This window comes from Bacillus cereus group sp. N24, from assembly GCF_016483345.1.
GTDB lineage: Bacteria > Bacillota > Bacilli > Bacillales > Bacillaceae_G > Bacillus_A > Bacillus_A toyonensis.
In genome coordinates this window covers 1-18,976 of the sequence record NZ_JAEHCA010000023.1, presented here as the reverse complement: position 1 = coordinate 18,976, position 18,976 = coordinate 1, and the positions used below count along the sequence as shown (strand labels likewise).

The following is an 18,976-nucleotide window of genomic DNA, read 5'->3' as shown; positions in this document are numbered from 1 at the left end:
ATTCAATACATAAAAAACGTTTTTATAATTCCGTTTTTTCAATCCCTTTAGTTGCTTTAGCTTTATTTATATTATCTTCTGTACAACTAGAATTAACTACTTTTTTGCTTATTACTTTTGTTTCTATTGTTATAGTGCTCTTTCAATTGATTTATTTTTACAGGAAATGGAAAGTTATGTTGCAAAGTTAAATTTTAGTCAGTTACTAATAACAGTTCTAATTCATTGTACGCCGAAAAGACGGAGTCTGCTTGAAGACTTCGTCTTTGTTTATAGAGGGGGAGCATGACATTACTATTAACCCAAGATGATTTTATACCCATAATTCATAGAAAGATCAAAAATTTTTCTTCGTCTGTTTGACCTCTTACAGAAAAACGGACGGAAATCCCATCGATATGAGAAAAAGACAGTTTTTGATATTTTAGGCGTTGTTTATAAGTGCACTGTATCCAATCTAAATAAGAAAATTGCATAACTTTTAAAAATACACCTTATTAAGGTTTATTTGGAATGCGTATTTTTAAAAACAAATAAACAAAATATCAAGCATGTAGGCAAAAAGAACGAAAGTTCATGGAATACCCAACCTTAGCTTGATGGGCATGGGGTACAGACCGCAAAACGGAAAAAAACCACGCTAAGGATTTTTGAGCCATTTTAACGCTAATTTAAATTGTGTTGTATTGGATGCTATAAGGAAATCGAAATAACACTTCTTAGCAAAATTAAAAATAATAAAGAAACCGAATTCCTTAACAGGTGGAATTCGGTTTCTTACTACAATATTTAACTTTAATTAGGAAAGGATTGTCCACTTTAAAATATAATATATTTATTTATATTTCGGATCGAAAGGTTTTACCTAACTGGTTACCAAGACCAAAATAATGACGGAAATTATATATAAGTGGGCTCCATTTATTTGGGTCAATATGATTTTCTTCAAGAATGATTTCCTTATGAGCGTGTACATGTATAGCTTGTGTCTCAACAATTGCAAAATCAGGAGAATAATCAGGAATTCGAATATGTTTCACCCTTGCCTCAATTTGAATTGGACACTCCATAATTCGAGTAGGTTTTACCGATTTAGACTCAGTAGGTGTTAATCTACTAATATCATATTTTTCTTTTTCATATGTAAACCCATTCTTTTTCTTATAATCTGGAACGGGATTTTTCCCTGTATAGGGAGCTAATTGTTCAACATTCTCCCATAATGAAGGACTCGGAACATTGATTACACATTCAGGATGTCGTTCTAAATTTTCGATAGCTTTCCCGCCAAGTCCAATTCCTAATATAATACAATCTCCTAATGCCCATGATGATGACATAGGGCTGATGTTTACTGTTCCATCTTCATTTAGTGAATTTAGTAAAATCACAGGTGTTCCGTAGTATAGAATTTTAGGTTTAATAGTCTCTGTGTATGAAACCTGAGCCATTTTTTTCATCTTTATTTTTCCTCCTATTCATATGTTCTTCCTTATTTATTGTAGAATATAAACATTTCGATTATCATCGAAATATGGATTACATTAGGGGGAAATTAAAATGAACGCAAATCCAAATGTAGCAATGATTGCTACTCTTGTGAGTGAAGCTTCTCGTGCAACAATATTAACAGTCTTATTAGATGGTAGATTCCACCCTGCAAGCGAATTAGCATATATGGCAGGAATCAAACCACAGACGGCTAGTTTCCATTTGACAAAAATGGTCGATGCGAATGTAGTTATAGTTGAAAAACAGGGGAGACATCGATATTATGGAATTCGAAATCCGGAAGTTGCTCAAGTTATGGAGTCATTTTTATCAATAGCTCCATCCATTGAAATTAAATCATTAAAACAGGCTTCGGAAGATAAAGCGATGCGTTTTGCAAGAACATGTTATGATCATCTTGCGGGAAATTTAGGAGTACAATTAACAGATTCTTTAATTAAAATAGGTGTTATTTATGAAGAAAAGGACGGGTTTACTGTTACTGAAAAAGGGGAGTCATTCTTTACAAATTTTCAAATTGATCTTGAAAGGGTTAAGAAAAAGCGTCGTTCATTTACACACAAATGTTTAGATTGGAGTGAAAGACGTCACCACCTTGCGGGAGCATTAGGAAATGCCCTTCTAGAAAGACTATTAGAACTAAATTGGGTTCAACGTTTACCTAAAACAAGAGCAATAAAAATCACTTCTGACGGGAAAAAGGGACTAAAAGAGACATTTTCTTTTGATATTACAAACAACTAAGTTTTGAATATAAAACGGCCGATTTAGTCTTAAAGGGATTAAAGTCGGCTATTTTGTGTTGAAATTTGCTTAACGTGGTTTTTTTCCGAAATACTGGCGGTACCCATTAAATAGCAAATGTCGAGATCGCTTGTTTATCGTTTTCCGACAGAAGACTCCTTCCTCAAAAATGTGAACGTGTGAAATACCAATTTTAGGTGGGAGATGAATGTCGGTTGGCATAGACCAACATGTTTGCTATCATTTACTTGTACAGATTGCTCTTTGAAAACTGAAGATATGAGGTTGGTTGCAGAAAAACGTTGCAACCGTAAAATCTTCAACGTTCTATCGCCCACACTTGCCGAAGTTGCGAAAACCAAGCTAAAGTAGCGAATGTGGTGAGTCAACGTACAAGATACTTATGTTCTCACCGTAGGGACTACGGGTAGAGCCTGCTAAGATAACCGGTGGATAATCGGTGTTCGCAGGAATCTCCCACTTCAAACAGTCCGTTAGGACGTTAAGTGGTGAGTAGTTCAAAGATTAGTTGTTGTTTACTATGAACCATCATTAGGACGGTAAATTTATCTGTTGCAAGAATCTTCCCACGTACTGGAACGCCATTCTTTAAAAATACAGTAACTTCTCCTTTTTTATCTTTCAATTGTTCATACATATCTTCTTGTAAGTTATACATGAAATGCGCCCCCTATTTTTAGCTACTTTTCTTTTAATACTTTCTACCTTCCATTGTGGTCTATTTGTATTTCCCATTCACCTTCTATTTTTCCAAACCATTCTCCTATTTTGCTTACATTAGATAATAAGATCCTCATGATTCAACTCCTTGCCTTTTAGATGCTTATGAACACAATATATACATTTGGAACGATGTTAATTTTTCATATAGGATACCGTCATATTGATATAAAGGCGTTATCCTTTCCTATGATTTCTCAGAAAGAATAACGCCTTTTTCTTTTTAGGGGGTATTTTGTCTAGTTAGCTTGATAGCGATGTGGTTCTACCCCTTATAAATATTACAAAAATCTTTCAACTGGCTCTAACTTGCACAATGCTTCCCGTTAATATAATACGCTGATTCTGTGAAAACCGTAAATACAACCTCTACTTCTGGAAGCCCAAACTCCATTACATATGTAGTAATGGCCTTGGCAAATCGATTACGAATTTCCTGTCCACGCTCGAACCATTTCACTTCAATAAGAGGAAACGCTTCTATTTCTTCTCCATTGAATACAAACGTAGAACTTGGTAGTTCCAACGTAAAATTATCCGTACCACACTCACAAATCTCTGCGAGCTCTTCTACTAATGGCTTGCTTATACATTTTAATTGTTCAGTAGTAATTCCACGAAACACAACATGCGGCATGTAAATCCCTCCGTTAGATAGCTTTATATTTGCTCACATCATAGCATAATTTATTTTGCTGCACTAGAATCTATTAATACATTTCAATGACATTCTTAAGAATGATCATATGTTATTGAAGCAATACAAGTATTGTAACTATTTAAAACATGTGAGAAATTGGTAATTGGGTAAATAAAAAATGCCTTATCATTCTCCCTGTAAGGAGGCATGAGGGGGACCTCTATTAGGAAAGGGATGGTGCGCTTATATATTTTAAAAAGAAAAGACACCCTAAGGTGCCTTCCTACGACTTGATAACCACTTTAATTTTAATAACATTGAATTCCCATCCAAATATTATTTTACCACGTTAAGTAATATTGGTTATTGAGAAAGTCAAATACGTAGTGTTCATATATAGTGACCCCTAGGATCAAACAAGATTTAATACAGTTTTTTTGTTGATCCAAAAACAAACGAGAAACCTAAAACCGCGCCAGAATAGGAATGTATGAAAAAATGCATAGTTCCATAGAACGAAAAAAGGAGGTTCTCTTGGGAGAGTAGGGTTCCTCCTTTTCCTTGCTACTAATAATAATGTGTTATGTAAATTAGCAATGAATAGAATATACAATTTCATCGTGGTATTTTAATTATATAATAATATTAGAAAGTAGGTACGGAGTTTGAAAAAATGGATTTTGTTAAATGAACAAGAATATGAGAATGTTTGGGATAGATTTTATGATGAATTTGCTTTTAATCCTAATATTGATGGTGACCAATCATTTAAATTTTCTTGTCCATATATTACTTATGATTTACCTAATTATTTTGAAGGAAAATGGACTGATGACGATGATTATATTTTTGATCATATATTATTGGAAGCTCTTATTTTATGTACCGAGAAACATGAATATATATATGCGTTAGATTGGCAGCATGCTGGCTACTGGATGAATCCTAGTTTAAATTTAAATCTAAACGAAGATGATCATCAATGGAAAATCCCATTTTTTCCGGATGGAGATTATTATTTCTTTTTGCAAAAAGACTTTAAGTGGGGTTATTTAGGGCATCCATGGGAAAAAGTTATTTATATTTTCGGAGAAGAATTAATCAAGAATTTCAAAGAATTAAGGGCTAGTAGATTAAAAAAGACCAATGATAAAGTATAAATTTCACTTCCCATATGGACAGCTTATTGTATTTTTTGCTTAGCGTGGTTTTTTTCCGAAATGCTGGCGGTACCCCACATAATAATATATACAGAATTCACTAGTAAGATATACTCTTGTTAGAAATGCGACAAGAGTGGGAGTGAGGCTATATCATACCTTACATGATCTCTGGTGTACTTAATGAACATCCACGTGTCGCCATGGCTTACCGTGATAGCGCCGATCGTGACAATTTCGTAGATTTTTATGACAAGGTAACATCACCCGAAGTCACTCTGGCTCCAGCATCGAAATAGGTTAGATTGCTAAAGGTACCTCTATTGTTTCTCGTAGACGAAGCATACACTTCTCAAACATGCCCTTGTTGCCAAAGAAGAAAGAAAGTGCGGACACGTAACTACGTTTGTGTGTGCGGCTACGAAGAACACTGGGACATTCACGGTGCCCGCAACATTTTGGCAAAAGAACTGTACGGAAAGATGTGTCATATCCCGGAAGAAACGAAGAGAAAGTATTTGTTGATTGCGTAAGCAAAAAGTAGTAGACGGTGTGTTCCCACCCTTCTGCATGTGCAGAAGTTGCTTAGTCAAATGAAGAAAAGGAGTCCCTGCATAGGTGCAGAGAGGAGATGGAAAATCCGCTTCTCATGGGACCTTGTCTTTGTTGATGCTAAGAAATCCCCACTTCAAGCGGAAGCGAGTAAGTGGGGAAGGTTCATAGTGAATTATTTTTGTACTTAAATCACTTAATCTCTAAAATCATTGCTAGATCGAATGCATAATTCGTGCGAGTTCTTTTTCTAAAGCAGCGGGCTCGTTTGCATAATTGTAAATCCCTAAAAACTTCTCTATAGCCTCTGGATGGGAACTGATTAGCTTGTTGACAGCATCCTGTTGTTCAGATATGCGTTCATTCTTCGAAATTTGGCATCCCATGTGAAACCGAACCATAAACTCATCTTCTATAGCCTTTTGATATTCTTCAGACATTTGATTTGATTGATCGGATTGTCCCTTATATTTTGATAGAATATTGGATAATATACGTGCTCCACATATAGCATCATGGATACCCTGCGCCATGCCAGGATCTTTAAAACAAACTGCATCTCCAACCAACGCCCATCCTTTTCCCATTCCTTTATACCAGTAATTATCATATCCGAGAATGCCTTTGACCGGTTCTACTAGTTCTGCATTTTTCAAGCGCGCCCCAATTGTTGTATTCGGAAAGTTATCTGTAAAGAAATTGCGTAGACAGCTTTCCGGATTTAATTTCAACCGTTCTATCAATTCCTTATTTTCTAATGGGAAAATGCCGACAATTACATATAAATCATCATTCGTCGGAAAGAGAATGGCTGTGTTATCTTTTACCTTGTATACTTCAAATTTAGGGACATTATCGTGGCGAAATCCAGAGAAATACCCGAAATAGATGCCGACTGTTGCCGGAATACTTATTTTGAGTTCACTTTTTACCAGCTTGCGAATAATAGAGGATCGGCCGTCTGCCCCGACTACCAGGCGAGCTAAAAATTCTTGTTTCTCGTTGTCGCCGTCTAAACCTTTCACGCCTATCACTGTTTCGTCATCACGGATGACATCCGTCACACGAAATCCTTCTAAAACAGTTACATTCATTTGGGATTTGGCTTGTTCAAGTAGAATATGATCGAGATAAGTTCTTCTAATACAATAACAACTTTCCTCTCCGTAAACCTCAGGGATGAGACCTTCTATCACGGTATCCTCAAATTGAAATTTAATATCCCGTACCGGCGGTGCTTTTGTTTCCAATAACTTGTCCAGGACACCGGTTTCTCGAAGAAGAGCGACAGTATTATTGAAAAAGGTATGGGTTGATAATGTGTCCCTTGGAAAATTCGCTCGGTCCACTAACAACACATGGAAACCTGCCTTAGCAAGATAAATTGCCAGGGTAGAGCCGGCACATCTAGCACCGGTAATGATGACATCATACGTCTTATTCATCGTATCACTCCATTTTCAAGTATATCTTCAGCTATTTTTTCGTTTAAGATAAAATCCATTCCAGCATCCTTTATGTCAAATCGAAATAAAAAAATCAATATATCCCTCTCCTTTTATATAATACAATCATTTTTTATATAGCAAGTGTAGAGATTGCTTGTTTGTAGATTAATTGTTGTTTACCATGAATCATCATTAGGACGGTAAATTTATCTGTTGCAAGGATCTGCCCACGTACTGGAACGCCATTCTTTAAAAATACAGTAACTTCCCCTTTTTTTTCTTTCAATTGTTCATACATATCTTCTTGTAAATTATACATGAAATCTCCCCCTGATTTCTTTGTATTTACTTTTCTTCTAATACCTGCTGCTTTTCACTGTTGGATATTTGTGATTCCCATTCACTTTCTATTTTTCTAAACCATTTTCCTATTTTACTTAGATAATATCTTTTTACTTCACCATTAGGAATCCAAATTTCACGTTCCTGTATTTGATTCATCACTTCATGAAGAATCTCATCATGTTCATACTTCCTAGGTTTTCTATAATGTGTTTTTACAAACTGTGTATATTCTCTACGTAACCAATTAGAAATATGTTGCCTTTGTCTTTGCTTGAGATGTGACCATTTTTTATTTGTTTGAAGGATTTTTCCATTTACTTTTATGTGGTTTTTCATCGACACTCATCCCCTTATACTAGCAAAACGAATATATAACTATCGTATCACATTTAAATCGAAATACTGGTCTAAGTACATATTTCGCAAGAAATGTATCCAAAACTAACAATACAGCATCCATTTAGCAGATGAGTTCAACATAAGATTCAATGTAGACTATTGATTATGTATCTTGTTTTTTATTAAATATTACGGTACGTGAAATTTTAAATATCTTTACTAAAAAAGCCCCTTGAAAGGAGCACTTATTTTACAAGATACTGTTCTACTTCTTTTAGTAATAATTCTGCACCTTCTGGACTTAATGTTATTTTACCATTTGCTAGTGCTATGTTATGAGTTGAAACTTCTCCTGTTAATGCACAAACACCACCAGGCTGATACTTCTGTAAAACAATGTCTTCCCCTTCTACAAAAATCTCTAATGGTGATTTTTCTTTAATACCAAGCGTATTTCTAAGTTCCTTTGGAATTACTACACGCCCTAATTCATCTACTTTTCTAGTTACTCCGGTTGCTTTCATCTAGCATCTTTCCCCATTTCATTATCAATTTGTACCCAATTTATTCTTAACTATTGTAACAGGATTTCGCCATACATGAGAAACATAATGATCCAAAAACTGACGAGTTTTGTATTTAAAAATATGAAATATCCTAACCGTTGAACTAGCTGTACAAAATACTGTATCAAAAATAATTCGTAAGATAATTAGTAAAACACTTTTTTGTTACACCGTAATCTGATAACGGAAAGAAAATACAGCCAATGACCCAAAACTACATGTATCTCGACTGAACCTCTATTATGGAATACGCTATATATATCACGTGCAGTAGATGCTTTACGTGCAAAATGTATGGACATTCCAGAAGAATATTTACAACATATATCTTAACTTGGATGGGAGCATATTACGTTGACAGGTGATTATGTTTGGAACTTAAATGCAAAAATAAATTTTAATAATTTAAGACCATTACGGGACAAAAACTTCATAAAAAGTAGTAAAGTAAGCATCCGGTTCCTTAACGTACAAGGAATCGGATGAATTGTGTCTAAAATATGTCTAAACGTGCAATTTTCTTTTTTTGATATGGTGACCCCATACCCATCAACTTAAGAACGGAAACAAGATGAACTTTCGTTCAAATAAACTACAACACTCTTGAAACACTTTTTATTCTTAAAAATGAGCATGCCAAATAAACCTAAGTAGGTATTATTTTTAAAGATTATGCAGCTTTCTTTTGTTTTCTAAGTCCACTATACTCATAGACAACACCCATAATATCAAAGACTGTTTTCTTCTCATATCGATGAGATTTCCGCCCATTTTTGTGTAGTAGGTGGAATAGACGGATTAGAATCTTTGTTATTTCTTGGGTGTCTTTCTGTATAGCTTGATACAAAAGATATAGATAATCTTGGATCATTCCTATCGCTTTATATTCGCTTAATTCTCTTTTCTTCTTTTGCAAAAGAAGTTGGCGCATTTTAAACATAGTAGAGGAGCAAAGGAAAATAGCGATTAGCTTTCCATATAATTGGCACTCTAATCGTTCCTGTTTTACATTACGATAATGGTCTATTTTGAAGAGTGATTTCCACGTTTTAAAGACAATCTCTATTTGCCAACGCAAAGTATATAACTCATGTACCTGTTCCATCGGAACCCATTCCCAAGGTGTATTCGTCACGTACACGTTTAATCCCGCTACCATTTTACTTTTCTCCGAGTACGATCTATTTTGGGATTTTTCTTTTTCCGAAATTTTCGCTCGTCGTTTTTGAAGTTGTTTTTCTGTTAATCGATTAAAAATAACACGTGCGAACAGTTGTTGTTTATCACCAATATAAGCATTTTTTAATTCCAATGTTTCTCCAGGTTGTAGTTGGTTTAAAATTTGTTTCACATCGATTTGTATGTATTCCGATTGTTTCTTCATTGCACCATTTTTAAAGTATTCTGGGTCTGGATTTTTCACATATACATTTGTATTTAATTTCAAACGAGAAATATAGTATGTACCGCGTTGATCCATTTGATCTAAGTCTTCCAATGAAAAATAACCCAAATCACGAATACATAAATCTCCTGGTTGTAAGGTATCTAAGCACTCCGTACCAAATGTTTTGTCATTATTTTTTCCTGGTCCAACTTGAAAGTTAAGAAATTCCCCACTGTGTAGATCATATTCTAATTGGATTTTGATTCCAGCTTTTTGAGCACATCCTTCCGAGCCTGGATATACATTCTCTAAAGCATTTGGCACTTGAAATACGGTGGCATCTAGGATACGAATTCGTTGGAAATAAGAGAAGAAATGGTTAGAAATTTGCGTATGTTCACATACTTTTTGTTGTAACAGTAAAGAAAAAATATGTTGTAAAAACAAAACTGCTTTTGTATTTAAGCGTTTATTTAAGCCCTCAGGGCTGAGTAGAGTGCCTGTCGCTGCATGAAGTTTACTACATAATCGAACTAAGGGAGCACTTGCCGCCCGTTGACTCATCCAAATACAAATAGTAGCTAAGTCTGATCCAGAAAACTTGCGTTTTCGTTTTACAAACCCAAGTTCTTTTGCTAGTTCTTCTAAAAATACAGGTGTAACATATCGCTGTAATTCTTCCGCAAATGGTTGTAGTTCATCTTGAATCGAGAGATTCATAAGAAAACGTCATCCTTTCTAATCTAGCTTGTTTAGAAAGAATAACGTTTTTTAGTACTTAAGAGTATTAAAATCTCTTAAGTTTATGGGCATGTATGGTGAGGCCTATTATGAAATTCTAAATAGCTAATTATAATAGGTGAAAAAAACGATCAATAGTTGGGGTACGGAATGGATTCGAATTTACATTCTTTCTCAATACATATTATGGATAAATGAAGTAAAATATGGGTTGGGGTTATGTCTCATGTTGTGTTAATCCTAACAATAACTAAGGGTACATAATATGCTTTCATACCTTTGAATAATTTTGTTATAGAAGGGATGGAGATTTAACTGGCTCAAATTGTTGGTATTGATAGATACCTTTGTACTGGGGCTTTAATCTATATGCGTGAGGGCCCTTCCCTAAGTCTTGTCAGGAAGTAAGGAACAGTAAGCAAACACTTATACAATATGAATAGAGGAGAGGAATGCCATATGAAAATACGTAGTCAAATTACATGTGCAAGTCTGGCCCTTTTAATAGCTGGAAGTTCCCTGTTATATACAACACCAACCTCAATTGTAAAAGCAGAGCCCACTCAAAATGTATCTAGTTCGTTACAAACAAATACTCAACGAGATCATACTTCCGTCAAGCAAGCAATGCGGGATACATTGCAACTTGGATACCCGGGGATACTTGCTAAAACTTCTGAGGGTGGAAAAACGTGGGGGTATGCCGCTGGAATAGCGGATCTGAGAACCCAGAAACCAATGAAAACAGATTTTCGCTTTCGCATTGGGAGTGTGACGAAGACGTTCATCGCAACAGTTGTACTTCAATTAGTTGGAGAGAATCGCCTGAATCTAGACGACTACATCGAAGACTGGTTGCCTGGTGTCATTCAAGGAAATGGATATGATGGTAACAAGATTAAAATCCGGCATATATTGAACCATACAAGTGGTATCGCTGAATACTCAAGGTCAAAAGACGCTGATTTTACGGATACAAAAAAATCGTATACGGCTGAAGAGTTAGTGAAGATGGGGGTTTCTCTGCCTCCAGACTTTGCCCCAGGAGATGGCTGGTCTTATTCAAACACAGGATACGTATTACTGGGCATTCTTATTGAAAAAGTAACCAGAAACAGCTATGCGGAAGAGATTGAAAATCGGATTATTGAACCACTTGAATTGTCGAATACATTCCTACCAGGCAACTCAAGTGTTATTCCAGGCACTAACCATGCCCGTGGATATGTCCAACCAGACGGAGCAAGTGAGCTAAAAGACGTTACTTATTATAACCCAAGTGCAGGTAGCTCTGCTGGAGATATGATTTCTACTGCTGACGACTTAAACAAATTCTTCTCTTACTTGCTCGGTGGTAAATTACTGAAAGAACAGCAACTAAAACAAATGCTTACTACAGTTCCTACAGGAAAAGAAGGAATCGATGGATATGGTCTTGGAATCTATGAAACTAAGCTTCCAAGCGGTGTCTCGATATGGGGACACACAGGTGGCATTCTAGGGTTTACAACTCTTGTTGGAGGTAAACTTGGAGGCAAGCATACGTTGGTCGTCAATTGGAATAGTTTGGGTAGAACTGACAGTCCTAATCCTTTTAAAAAAATTTTACTTGCTGAATTTAGCAAGTAGGAAAAAAGGAAAAATTCATCGTAGTTTTCATAGTTAAAAATATACTTTTCTGGTTCAAAAGCCCCAACTTATTTTCAAGAAAAATTTGGGGCTTTTTTTGTTTTGGTGGCGTTTATTCTTCTTAAGTTGATGGATGTGTGGTGCTACCCCTAATAGGAGTACCAACAGCATTTTTGAAAAAAAACACGCTAAGCAAAAACATACAATAAGCTGTCCATATGGACAGCTTATTTAAATAATTATCGTTATTGGAAGTTACTTTCCAAGTATTAATAGACGGTCAAGTTCAGTTTCGTGATAACTCTACACGCTCAAAGTGTTCAACTGTTGGAAATGGATCATAAAAGTGATGCAATAATGCCTTCCACTCTTGATATTGTTCAGATTGACGAAATCCTATCGTGTGGTCTTCTAAAGTTTCCCATTGTACAAGGAGCAAATATTTCCCTTTCTGCTCCATACAGCGTTGTAATTCATGATTTATGTATCCTTGCATGGAAGAGATGATTGAAGATGCTTGCTTAAATACCGATTCATACTCCGTCTCCATACCGTCTTTTACTTGCAATATGACTGCTTCTAAAATCATTTTGAAGTCCTCCTCTTTCTCCTAATTGTACCTTTTATACATTCCTATCCTGAAAAGGTTTTTGAGTTCTCGTTTGTTACTGAATTAGCTGAAAAACAGCATAAAATTTTGCATACTCTTAGCGTGGGTTTTTTCCGAAATACTGGCGGTACCCATTAAATAGCAAGTGTAGAGATTGCTTGTTTGTAGATTAGTTGTTGTTTACCATGAACCATCATTAGGACGGTAAATTTATCAGTTTCAAGGATCTGCCCATGTATTGGAACGCCATTCATTAAAAATACAGTAACTTCCCCTTTTTTTCTTTCAATTGTTCATACATATCTTCTTGTAAATTAAACATGAAATGCGCCCCCTGGTTTCTTTGTATTTACTTTTCTTCTAATACCTGCTGCTTTTCACTGTTGGATATTTGTGATTCCCATTCACTTTCTATTTTTCTAAACCATTTTCCTATTTTGCTTAGATAATATCTTTTTACTTCACCATTAGGAATCCAAATTTCACGTTCCTGTATTTGATTTATCACTTCATGAAGAATCTCATCATGTTCATACTTCCTAGGTTTTCTATAATGTGTTGTTACAAACTGTGTATATTCTCTGCGTAACCAATTAGAAATATGTTGCCTTTGTCTTTGCTTGAGATGTGACCATTTTTTATTTGTTTGAAGGATTTTCCCATTTACTTTTATGTGGTTTTTCATCGACACTCATCCCCTTTTACTAGCAAAACGAATATATAACTATCGTATCATATTTAAATCGAAATACTGCTCTAGGTACATATTTCGCAAGAAATCTATCCAAAATACACAATACATTCTCCAATTAGATGATTAAGTCTACACAAGATTAAATGTAGACTATTATTGTGTTGTTTTAGTTTTTTAAAACATTACGGTACGTGAAATTATTATGTTAACCATAAAAAAAAGCCCCTTGAAAGGAGCACTTATTTTACAATATACTGTTCTAATTCTTTTAGTAATAACTCTGCACCTTCTGGACTTAATGTTATCTTACCATTAGCTAATGCTATGTTACGATTTGACACTTCTCCTGTTAATGCACAAACATGACCAGGCTGATACTTCTGTAAAATGATGTCTTCCCCTTCTACAAAAATCTCTAATGGTGATTTTTCTTTAATCCCAAGCGTATTTCTAAGTTCCTTTGGAATTACTATACGCCCTAATTCATCCACTTTTCTAGTTACTCCAGTTGCTTTCATCCAGCATATTTCCCCATTTCATTATCAATTTGTACCCAAGTTATTCTTTACTATTGTAACAGGCTTTCACCATACATGAGAAACATAATGAACCAAAAACAGACAATCATAATAAGAAACTATTTAACCCCTTGCTGAAAGGAAATATGACCTTCTTCCATCCTACACGCCCCTTTTCTCTACAACTTTTTATATGTTAAAATATAGAGGAAAGAAACCAGCCAATTTCTTTCCTCAACGGTCACTCATGACTTTGCTCTTTGTTTGCTTCTTGCAAATGAAGAGCTTTTATTTTACGTACTTAAATTTGCTTAAAAAGGAGATAGAGATTTTGAAAAAGAATTTAATACTGATCTTTTGTCTATCTATTTTATTCATATTGTCTGCTTGTCAAAAAGAATACAAAGGAAAATATGTGAAATGGGGCGACACTGTAGAAACTGTTGACACAGAAAGGTTTGAAAGAAACAACATTCCATATAAAGTAGAGGGCAATAAGGTGTATGTTCCAGAAGATGCATTTGATGATGCTGTAGTGTGCTGTTCTTAGGTGAGCATAAAACCGTAGAAATGGTTAATTTCTATGGTTTTTATTGCATTAATTTAAAACTCTTTCGTAGTGGCCCATCATACCTCGAATCGTTTCGTACTCCAATATGTGATAAATAAATGGATAGAAGCGAATAGAGGATTTTTGGCACGATAACAAGATTAGTAACCGAAATGAAGCAATTCGTCAGATCGTAGACAAAGGGTTAAGTCGTAAATAATGGCTACCCTTTTTATTTTCCCTAAAAAACCTAAAAACGCATGTAAAGTCCGTTTCTCCCTTTACATGCATTTTTACACCAAATACAACTCATTGTATTGATGAGAGTATAAAAGTCTCATACAATCAAATCTGAAGAGTCATTTTTAGTTAAACTGACGTTTTTCATGTATCCTAGGGAAATCTCCAACAGTAATAAATTTAGAGACACTCTTTGAGAGTATCAATAAAGATGACGTTTTAACCAGGTTAATGACAGATCATTTAATTGAAGAAGAATCAGACAAAAAAATTGGTATATATTTTATCAATCGGCCTTTGCGAGAAATGGGCAAAAATACCCAGAAAAATATCAAATACTAGACATGCTTTATATCTAATAAAGAAAGAAATCGTATAATTATTAATCATTATATCTACATTCATGATAATATTAAAAATAAGGTAACTAATACTGTGGAGGGCTACAGCATGAAGAAAATAAAAAAACTCTTAAATAATCCTTTCGTGAAATATCCATTTACTATAATTTCAGCCATCGCAATAATAAAAGTAGGATATGATTTAGGATCATTTTTAATAGAATTAAAATATATTTAAGTAAAAGAAAAAGAGCCGGATTTTCATCACAGCTCATGTATGAATTGGTTCTGTATGTGTACATGTGGGATATTGTGAACAGCCAAAAAACATATTTCCTGTTTTATTCGAATTTCGTATGACTAAATCATGTTTACATGTTGGGCATTTCCGTTCTGCAGGCTCTATCCCCTGATATACATCTTCAGCCGAATGCTCCGGGTTGATTTTATTTATTAATTTTTGAAGTTCTACACGATCTATAAGTTTTACATGGCATGCCTCCGCTAATTCTTTCGCCTGTCTTGTATATACACTGTTTGTTACAACCCAGCCCTCGTGTGCTTTGTAATAGGCTTGTGCTGCATATATCTCTTGTACGGCACTGATGCCGACTCTATTTTTCATCCCGTAGCGTTTTGCCTGGATGACAATACGATTTTTCCCCTTCAATACCAGATCCGCCCCGAAATCATTTGACTGTTTTGTGACTGTTGGAGAATAACCCAACTCTCGAAAGAGAGCTTTTAGGTATACTTCGAATTGATGTCCGTCCATTTTGTCTATATAACGAATACCAGACTTAGCCATTCGCTTTAATATTCTTCGCTCCTGGATCTTCCGGTACATGAATTTACAAATACGAAAAAGAACATAAAGGATAAAACCATACATCAAAATTTGTAATATGTTTGGCATTTCTGGTAGATTAGACACTTCGCTCCACCTCTTTAATTGGTTTCATTTTCTTTGGTTGGGCTGTTTCTTTTGGCTGTTGCCCACTCACTTGTTTCTTCCGGACATCATTCCAATCTTTTTCATTCGTTGGAATATCCTCTTTAAGATCTACAAAGCATTTCATTGTCTGAATGAAGGATTTCCCAGCCTTATCATTATCAACTGCCATTATGACCTCTTTAATATCGTGCCCTTCTTTTTTCGCATCCATTAAAGATTGAATCACTGTTTTTGACTTCAATCCATGCATAGAAACCAGGCGAGCGTTTTGGATATTATTCTGCTTGATACTCCAATGAGATAACATATCAATCGGATCTTCATAAAAATAGATTTTATCCGGTTTACCCACATCAACTGTAAAACCAGCATTGATTCTTTCGTAATTCGGGACAATTTGCTTAAAGCTTCCTCTTTTATTCTCCATTTTGACTGTACCTTGACGGTTCATGCCAATAACTTGCCCTTTTCCTCCTTCTTCCCTCCATTTAAAAACCACATTATTTTTCTTATCCTGGGCGATGAGATCCTTTTTAATCAGCCAATTCACCAAGCGAGGATCTATTTTCCGTTCATGAATTAGATATTCTTTTATCTCTGTTTGTTTATTTACTTCCAGGTGTTTTGGATAACTAAATGGCTGCTGCTCTTTTTGGCGCTCCTCTTCAGCTTTTGAACGATCAAACTCTTTGTAGTCCCCCTTCTGAATGTCCATCACGGCTTGTGGAAATGTCATGTCATAGTACATCATCGCAAAGCTAATCGCTCCATATCCCTTCTCCCCTCGACTATTCCAGGCATATTGATTCCCTTTAATGATGAGACTGTCATGTTCCGTATGACGATAATAGTTTCCTTCTTTCTTAAACGTTTCTCCCTTTGCTTCCAGATATGAAATCAAGTCAATATTTCTTGCTTTCATCGCATCCTCCGTACTGACACGTGCCATTACGGAATCCCCCCTTTACTCTATAAAATGAAATAAAAAAGAGGACTATTCCGTTTCCTAGTCCTCTTTTACACGCATTCTGTAGCTTTTGAATAAAGGTTTATTAAATTAACTTAATAAACCTTTATAAAAGAACAAATAGAAAAAGCGTGTTTTGAAAAAAACTTGATCAAAACACGCTTTCTCTATATTCAATTGAATCATTAAGTTGTTTTTTCTAACGGACCCTGAAACAACAATAAAAAAACTAATAAGATTTTCGTTGTGAAAACTCATGCATCTTGGCTTATGGATTCTTTATACAGCGGTTGTATCTCACAAAGAAGAACTTTATTTTTTTCATAATGCTAGCGGTCATTCACTTCCAATGTTTCTTTCGCCATGTGCTCATATTCTTCTAAGCCTGAGATAATCGCAAACTCAGCTATCGCAACAGGGTATGCCGCATTAAGTTCAATGACGTGCTCTTTCATGGCAGGCCAGTAAATCCCGCCTGCCTGCCGATAATAGTTGATCAGTTTCTCCAGGGCTTCCTCTCCGAATGCCCGGTACTGGAAAACAAAATCATTTGATACATCCGTTATTTTTGCTTCGGTCCAGTCGATAAAACCGGTTACGTTAGCATCTTTATCAATCATCGTGTGGCCAGCATGAACATCCCCATGAATCAGACCTGTTCTCTGAGGCCACAATTCCTCATTTTTTACCCAGGCCTGCCAGCGGTTCCATAAGGATTCGCCTACGCCAAATTTCGCTTTAACCTTTTCCATACGCTCAATCATCGATTTTCTTGCCTCTTCTGCTGTCTGGACAACCAGGCCTACTTTAAGAGCTTCTGCCTTGGGAACTGTGTGTAGCGAAGCCAACGCTTTGGCTAATGTCTGGTGAAATTGTTTAGGTACATTTTCATAATCCATCTCCCACAAATAGTTTTGAATCTCCGGATCAATCGTGCCTGCTGGCAGTCCGGTTAACTTTTTATAAGCTATTAGATCGTCTTTATAAATCAACCAGACTGGAACCTGAAAAGTGACATATTTTTTTACAAGATCCAGTGCTTTCTTTTCCACTATCGTCCTCGGCATCACATCGTCCCGTCTCGGAAACCTTAGCACCCATCCTTCGCCTTTATCATCTTCTGCATAAGCAACCAGAAAATCTAAACCGGACTCGTTGAATATGATGGACTCCTCTTTAACTTCCAAACCATACTTCCTTGCTATTTCTACCGCTTTTTGTTTATTCAAATCTTTCACTTCCTTCTCTTATATTACTAATTTTTTGTAGTGAAGAAACAGATCGTTACCTTTGGAAAACTTGTCCAATACTCTACTTATCCAGAGCAAGTTTGTCATTTATTTTTTCATATTCAATATTCACTTCTTTATGTTCCAAAGTAATAAACACTCCCCCTTTTAAGAAAATGTTTTTTAATTATCCTGCATACAAACTTTAAGTAGAAATCTCCACAATCTATTATAAATTTCAACATATATAACCAGTTTCCTGTATTACTGTTGTTCAACAATCTGGCCCTTTAGTTGAGTAACTTTATCATTTTAGCCAAGAAGACTCCTTCCTCAAGGAACGCGAAGTGAGTAGGTGGGAGATGAATTGGCTTCGGACAAGGGATGGCAGGAAGCCATCTTAATTGTTCGACATACATAAACTGTTACTTTACTACCTATCGAATGTACGTTTGTTGTATGATAGACACATATCGAAATGGGGGTGAAACGAATGATGATCAATAAAGCATATAAATTTCGTATCTATCCAAATCAAGCACAAGCGACCCTAATCAATAAAACGATTGGCTGTTCTCGTTTTGTATTCAATCATTTCCTTTCTCTATGGGATCATGCATACAAAGAAACAGGAAAAGGTTTAACATATGGGACATGCTCTGCCAAACTTCCTGCCATGAAGAAAGAGCTTGTTTGGCTAAAAGAAGTGGATAGTATTGCGATTCAGTCATCTGTTCGCAACCTCGCGGATGCTTATACACGCTTTTTCAAAAAACAAAACAGTGCCCCGCGTTTCAAATCTAAGAAAAACAACGTACAATCTTACACCACAAAACAAACAAATGAAAACATTGCCGTTATAGGAAACAAAATTAAATTGCCAAAACTAGGTCTTGTTCGATTTGCCAAAAGTCGTGAAGTAAAGGGACGTATTTTAAATGCTACAGTTAGACGGAACCCTTCTGGCAGATACTTTGTATCATTGTTAGTTGAAACAGAAGTGCAAGAACTTCCGAAAACACATTCTTACATTGGAATGGATGTGGGACTAAAAGATTTCGCCATTTT

The 18,976-nt window shown here is 35.5% G+C and carries 21 protein-coding genes and 5 pseudogenes; 11 read left to right on the top strand and 15 right to left on the bottom strand.

The window, feature by feature from the left end:
* Positions 1-331: 331 nt before the first annotated feature.
* Positions 332-478: pseudogene (locus tag JDS95_RS24215) on the top strand (IS4 family transposase); the annotation flags it as partial.
* Positions 479-839: 361 nt separating this feature from the next.
* Here JDS95_RS24215 and JDS95_RS24210 read toward each other — a convergent pair.
* Positions 840-1,460: a flavin reductase family protein gene (locus JDS95_RS24210; protein ID WP_085450871.1), complete on the bottom strand. Its 621-nt coding sequence runs from the start codon at positions 1,458-1,460 to the stop codon at positions 840-842.
* 100 nt (positions 1,461-1,560) lie between these two features.
* Between JDS95_RS24210 and JDS95_RS24205 the strand changes: the two genes are divergently transcribed.
* Positions 1,561-2,256, top strand: a complete 696-nt coding sequence (locus JDS95_RS24205) for an ArsR/SmtB family transcription factor (RefSeq protein WP_085450870.1) — start codon at positions 1,561-1,563, stop codon at positions 2,254-2,256.
* A 502-nt stretch (positions 2,257-2,758) separates the two neighbouring features.
* On the opposite strand, the gene JDS95_RS24200 is transcribed toward JDS95_RS24205, so the two are convergent.
* Together JDS95_RS24200 and JDS95_RS24195 are read right to left on the bottom strand one after the other, a co-directional pair.
* Positions 2,759-2,935 carry an RNA chaperone Hfq gene (locus JDS95_RS24200; protein WP_085450869.1) on the bottom strand — a complete coding sequence of 59 codons (177 nt, stop codon included), beginning with the start codon at positions 2,933-2,935 and terminating at the stop codon, positions 2,759-2,761.
* A 366-nt stretch (positions 2,936-3,301) separates the two neighbouring features.
* Positions 3,302-3,634, bottom strand: coding sequence for a DUF1904 family protein (locus tag JDS95_RS24195; protein WP_085450868.1), 333 nt, complete (start codon positions 3,632-3,634; stop codon positions 3,302-3,304).
* Positions 3,635-4,302: 668 nt separating this feature from the next.
* Here JDS95_RS24195 and JDS95_RS24190 point away from each other — a divergent pair.
* The 3 genes and pseudogenes from JDS95_RS24190 (at position 4,303) to JDS95_RS24185 (ending at position 5,330) form a co-directional block, all read left to right on the top strand.
* Positions 4,303-4,797 carry a DUF2716 domain-containing protein gene (locus tag JDS95_RS24190; RefSeq protein WP_000758862.1) on the top strand — a complete coding sequence of 165 codons (495 nt, stop codon included), beginning with the start codon at positions 4,303-4,305 and terminating at the stop codon, positions 4,795-4,797.
* A gap of 116 nt (positions 4,798-4,913) precedes the next feature.
* Positions 4,914-5,096: pseudogene (locus tag JDS95_RS31235) on the top strand (nucleoid-structuring protein H-NS); the annotation flags it as partial.
* Positions 5,097-5,102: 6 nt separating this feature from the next.
* Positions 5,103-5,330, top strand: coding sequence for a transposase (locus JDS95_RS24185; RefSeq protein WP_254903124.1), 228 nt, complete (start codon positions 5,103-5,105; stop codon positions 5,328-5,330).
* A 234-nt stretch (positions 5,331-5,564) separates the two neighbouring features.
* Here JDS95_RS24185 and JDS95_RS24180 read toward each other — a convergent pair whose 3' ends face one another.
* From JDS95_RS24180 to JDS95_RS24165, 4 genes are all read right to left on the bottom strand, one after another.
* Complete coding sequence (locus JDS95_RS24180) at positions 5,565-6,794, bottom strand: NAD(P)/FAD-dependent oxidoreductase (protein ID WP_199690829.1); 1,230 nt, start codon at positions 6,792-6,794, stop codon at positions 5,565-5,567.
* A 133-nt stretch (positions 6,795-6,927) separates the two neighbouring features.
* On the bottom strand, positions 6,928-7,116 hold the full coding sequence (hfq, locus tag JDS95_RS24175) for an RNA chaperone Hfq (RefSeq protein WP_000282535.1): 189 nt from the start codon (positions 7,114-7,116) through the stop codon (positions 6,928-6,930).
* 26 nt (positions 7,117-7,142) lie between these two features.
* The gene (locus JDS95_RS24170) at positions 7,143-7,478 is read right to left on the bottom strand and encodes a hypothetical protein (RefSeq protein ID WP_000788513.1); all 336 of its coding nucleotides are present in this window, start codon (positions 7,476-7,478) and stop codon (positions 7,143-7,145) included.
* Positions 7,479-7,726: 248 nt separating this feature from the next.
* Positions 7,727-8,005 carry an AbrB/MazE/SpoVT family DNA-binding domain-containing protein gene (locus tag JDS95_RS24165; protein WP_000648352.1) on the bottom strand — a complete coding sequence of 93 codons (279 nt, stop codon included), beginning with the start codon at positions 8,003-8,005 and terminating at the stop codon, positions 7,727-7,729.
* 279 nt (positions 8,006-8,284) lie between these two features.
* Between JDS95_RS24165 and JDS95_RS31230 the strand changes: the two are divergent.
* Positions 8,285-8,533: pseudogene (locus JDS95_RS31230) on the top strand (Tn3 family transposase); the annotation flags it as partial.
* 184 nt (positions 8,534-8,717) lie between these two features.
* Here JDS95_RS31230 and JDS95_RS24160 read toward each other — a convergent pair.
* Positions 8,718-10,154: an IS4 family transposase gene (locus JDS95_RS24160; protein ID WP_199690828.1), complete on the bottom strand. Its 1,437-nt coding sequence runs from the start codon at positions 10,152-10,154 to the stop codon at positions 8,718-8,720.
* Between the two features lie 480 nt (positions 10,155-10,634).
* On the opposite strand from JDS95_RS24160, the gene JDS95_RS24155 reads away from it, so the two are divergent.
* Positions 10,635-11,804, top strand: a complete 1,170-nt coding sequence (locus JDS95_RS24155; RefSeq protein WP_199690827.1) for a serine hydrolase domain-containing protein — start codon at positions 10,635-10,637, stop codon at positions 11,802-11,804.
* Positions 11,805-12,090: 286 nt separating this feature from the next.
* Here JDS95_RS24155 and JDS95_RS24150 read toward each other — a convergent pair whose 3' ends face one another.
* The 4 genes and pseudogenes from JDS95_RS24150 to JDS95_RS24135 form a co-directional block, all read right to left on the bottom strand.
* On the bottom strand, positions 12,091-12,393 hold the full coding sequence (locus tag JDS95_RS24150; RefSeq protein WP_197229469.1) for an antibiotic biosynthesis monooxygenase family protein: 303 nt from the start codon (positions 12,391-12,393) through the stop codon (positions 12,091-12,093).
* 155 nt (positions 12,394-12,548) lie between these two features.
* Positions 12,549-12,736 (bottom strand): annotated as a pseudogene (gene hfq / locus JDS95_RS24145) (RNA chaperone Hfq).
* A gap of 27 nt (positions 12,737-12,763) precedes the next feature.
* Positions 12,764-13,099 (bottom strand): transposase, encoded by a 336-nt coding sequence (locus JDS95_RS24140; RefSeq protein WP_097882483.1) that lies wholly within the window; start codon positions 13,097-13,099, stop codon positions 12,764-12,766.
* 248 nt (positions 13,100-13,347) lie between these two features.
* On the bottom strand, positions 13,348-13,626 hold the full coding sequence (locus JDS95_RS24135) for an AbrB/MazE/SpoVT family DNA-binding domain-containing protein (RefSeq protein WP_199690826.1): 279 nt from the start codon (positions 13,624-13,626) through the stop codon (positions 13,348-13,350).
* Positions 13,627-13,957: 331 nt separating this feature from the next.
* Between JDS95_RS24135 and JDS95_RS24130 the strand changes: the two genes are divergently transcribed.
* The 3 genes and pseudogenes from JDS95_RS24130 to JDS95_RS31585 all read left to right on the top strand — a co-directional run bounded on the left by JDS95_RS24130 (position 13,958) and on the right by JDS95_RS31585 (position 14,995).
* Positions 13,958-14,176: a hypothetical protein gene (locus JDS95_RS24130; RefSeq protein WP_000739869.1), complete on the top strand. Its 219-nt coding sequence runs from the start codon at positions 13,958-13,960 to the stop codon at positions 14,174-14,176.
* A gap of 127 nt (positions 14,177-14,303) precedes the next feature.
* Positions 14,304-14,396: pseudogene (locus JDS95_RS32190) on the top strand (ribbon-helix-helix domain-containing protein); the annotation flags it as partial.
* 470 nt (positions 14,397-14,866) lie between these two features.
* The gene (locus tag JDS95_RS31585) at positions 14,867-14,995 is read left to right on the top strand and encodes a hypothetical protein (RefSeq protein WP_000721373.1); all 129 of its coding nucleotides are present in this window, start codon (positions 14,867-14,869) and stop codon (positions 14,993-14,995) included.
* 33 nt (positions 14,996-15,028) lie between these two features.
* Here JDS95_RS31585 and JDS95_RS24125 read toward each other — a convergent pair whose 3' ends face one another.
* From JDS95_RS24125 to mphM, 3 genes are all read right to left on the bottom strand, one after another.
* Positions 15,029-15,691, bottom strand: a complete 663-nt coding sequence (locus JDS95_RS24125) for a restriction endonuclease (protein WP_088911273.1) — start codon at positions 15,689-15,691, stop codon at positions 15,029-15,031.
* Entirely contained in the window at positions 15,684-16,661 is a 978-nt protein-coding gene (locus JDS95_RS24120) for a DUF3991 and TOPRIM domain-containing protein (RefSeq protein ID WP_199690825.1), read from the bottom strand. The genes JDS95_RS24125 and JDS95_RS24120 overlap by 8 nt, the downstream gene beginning before the upstream one ends.
* A 347-nt stretch (positions 16,662-17,008) precedes the next feature.
* On the bottom strand, positions 17,009-17,908 hold the full coding sequence (gene mphM, locus JDS95_RS24115; protein ID WP_199690824.1) for a macrolide 2'-phosphotransferase MphM: 900 nt from the start codon (positions 17,906-17,908) through the stop codon (positions 17,009-17,011).
* Positions 17,909-18,401: 493 nt separating this feature from the next.
* Here mphM and JDS95_RS24110 point away from each other — a divergent pair.
* Positions 18,402-18,976: RNA-guided endonuclease TnpB family protein (locus JDS95_RS24110; RefSeq protein ID WP_199690823.1), on the top strand; the 575-nt coding region annotated here is incomplete at its 3' end.

Coding starts and splice junctions, on each gene's coding strand:
- JDS95_RS24210 (WP_085450871.1), bottom strand. CDS start 1,460: ATGAAAAAAATGGCTCAGGTTTCATACACAGAGACTATTAAACCTAAA.
- JDS95_RS24205 (WP_085450870.1), top strand. CDS start 1,561: ATGAACGCAAATCCAAATGTAGCAATGATTGCTACTCTTGTGAGTGAA.
- JDS95_RS24200 (WP_085450869.1), bottom strand. CDS start 2,935: ATGTATAACTTACAAGAAGATATGTATGAACAATTGAAAGATAAAAAA.
- JDS95_RS24195 (WP_085450868.1), bottom strand. CDS start 3,634: ATGCCGCATGTTGTGTTTCGTGGAATTACTACTGAACAATTAAAATGT.
- JDS95_RS24180 (WP_199690829.1), bottom strand. CDS start 6,794: ATGAATAAGACGTATGATGTCATCATTACCGGTGCTAGATGTGCCGGC.
- hfq (WP_000282535.1), bottom strand. CDS start 7,116: ATGTATAATTTACAAGAAGATATGTATGAACAATTGAAAGAAAAAAAA.
- JDS95_RS24170 (WP_000788513.1), bottom strand. CDS start 7,478: ATGAAAAACCACATAAAAGTAAATGGAAAAATCCTTCAAACAAATAAA.
- JDS95_RS24165 (WP_000648352.1), bottom strand. CDS start 8,005: ATGAAAGCAACCGGAGTAACTAGAAAAGTAGATGAATTAGGGCGTGTA.
- JDS95_RS24160 (WP_199690828.1), bottom strand. CDS start 10,154: ATGAATCTCTCGATTCAAGATGAACTACAACCATTTGCGGAAGAATTA.
- JDS95_RS24155 (WP_199690827.1), top strand. CDS start 10,635: ATGAAAATACGTAGTCAAATTACATGTGCAAGTCTGGCCCTTTTAATA.
- JDS95_RS24150 (WP_197229469.1), bottom strand. CDS start 12,393: ATGATTTTAGAAGCAGTCATATTGCAAGTAAAAGACGGTATGGAGACG.
- JDS95_RS24140 (WP_097882483.1), bottom strand. CDS start 13,099: ATGAAAAACCACATAAAAGTAAATGGGAAAATCCTTCAAACAAATAAA.
- JDS95_RS24135 (WP_199690826.1), bottom strand. CDS start 13,626: ATGAAAGCAACTGGAGTAACTAGAAAAGTGGATGAATTAGGGCGTATA.
- JDS95_RS31585 (WP_000721373.1), top strand. CDS start 14,867: ATGAAGAAAATAAAAAAACTCTTAAATAATCCTTTCGTGAAATATCCA.
- JDS95_RS24120 (WP_199690825.1), bottom strand. CDS start 16,661: ATGGCACGTGTCAGTACGGAGGATGCGATGAAAGCAAGAAATATTGAC.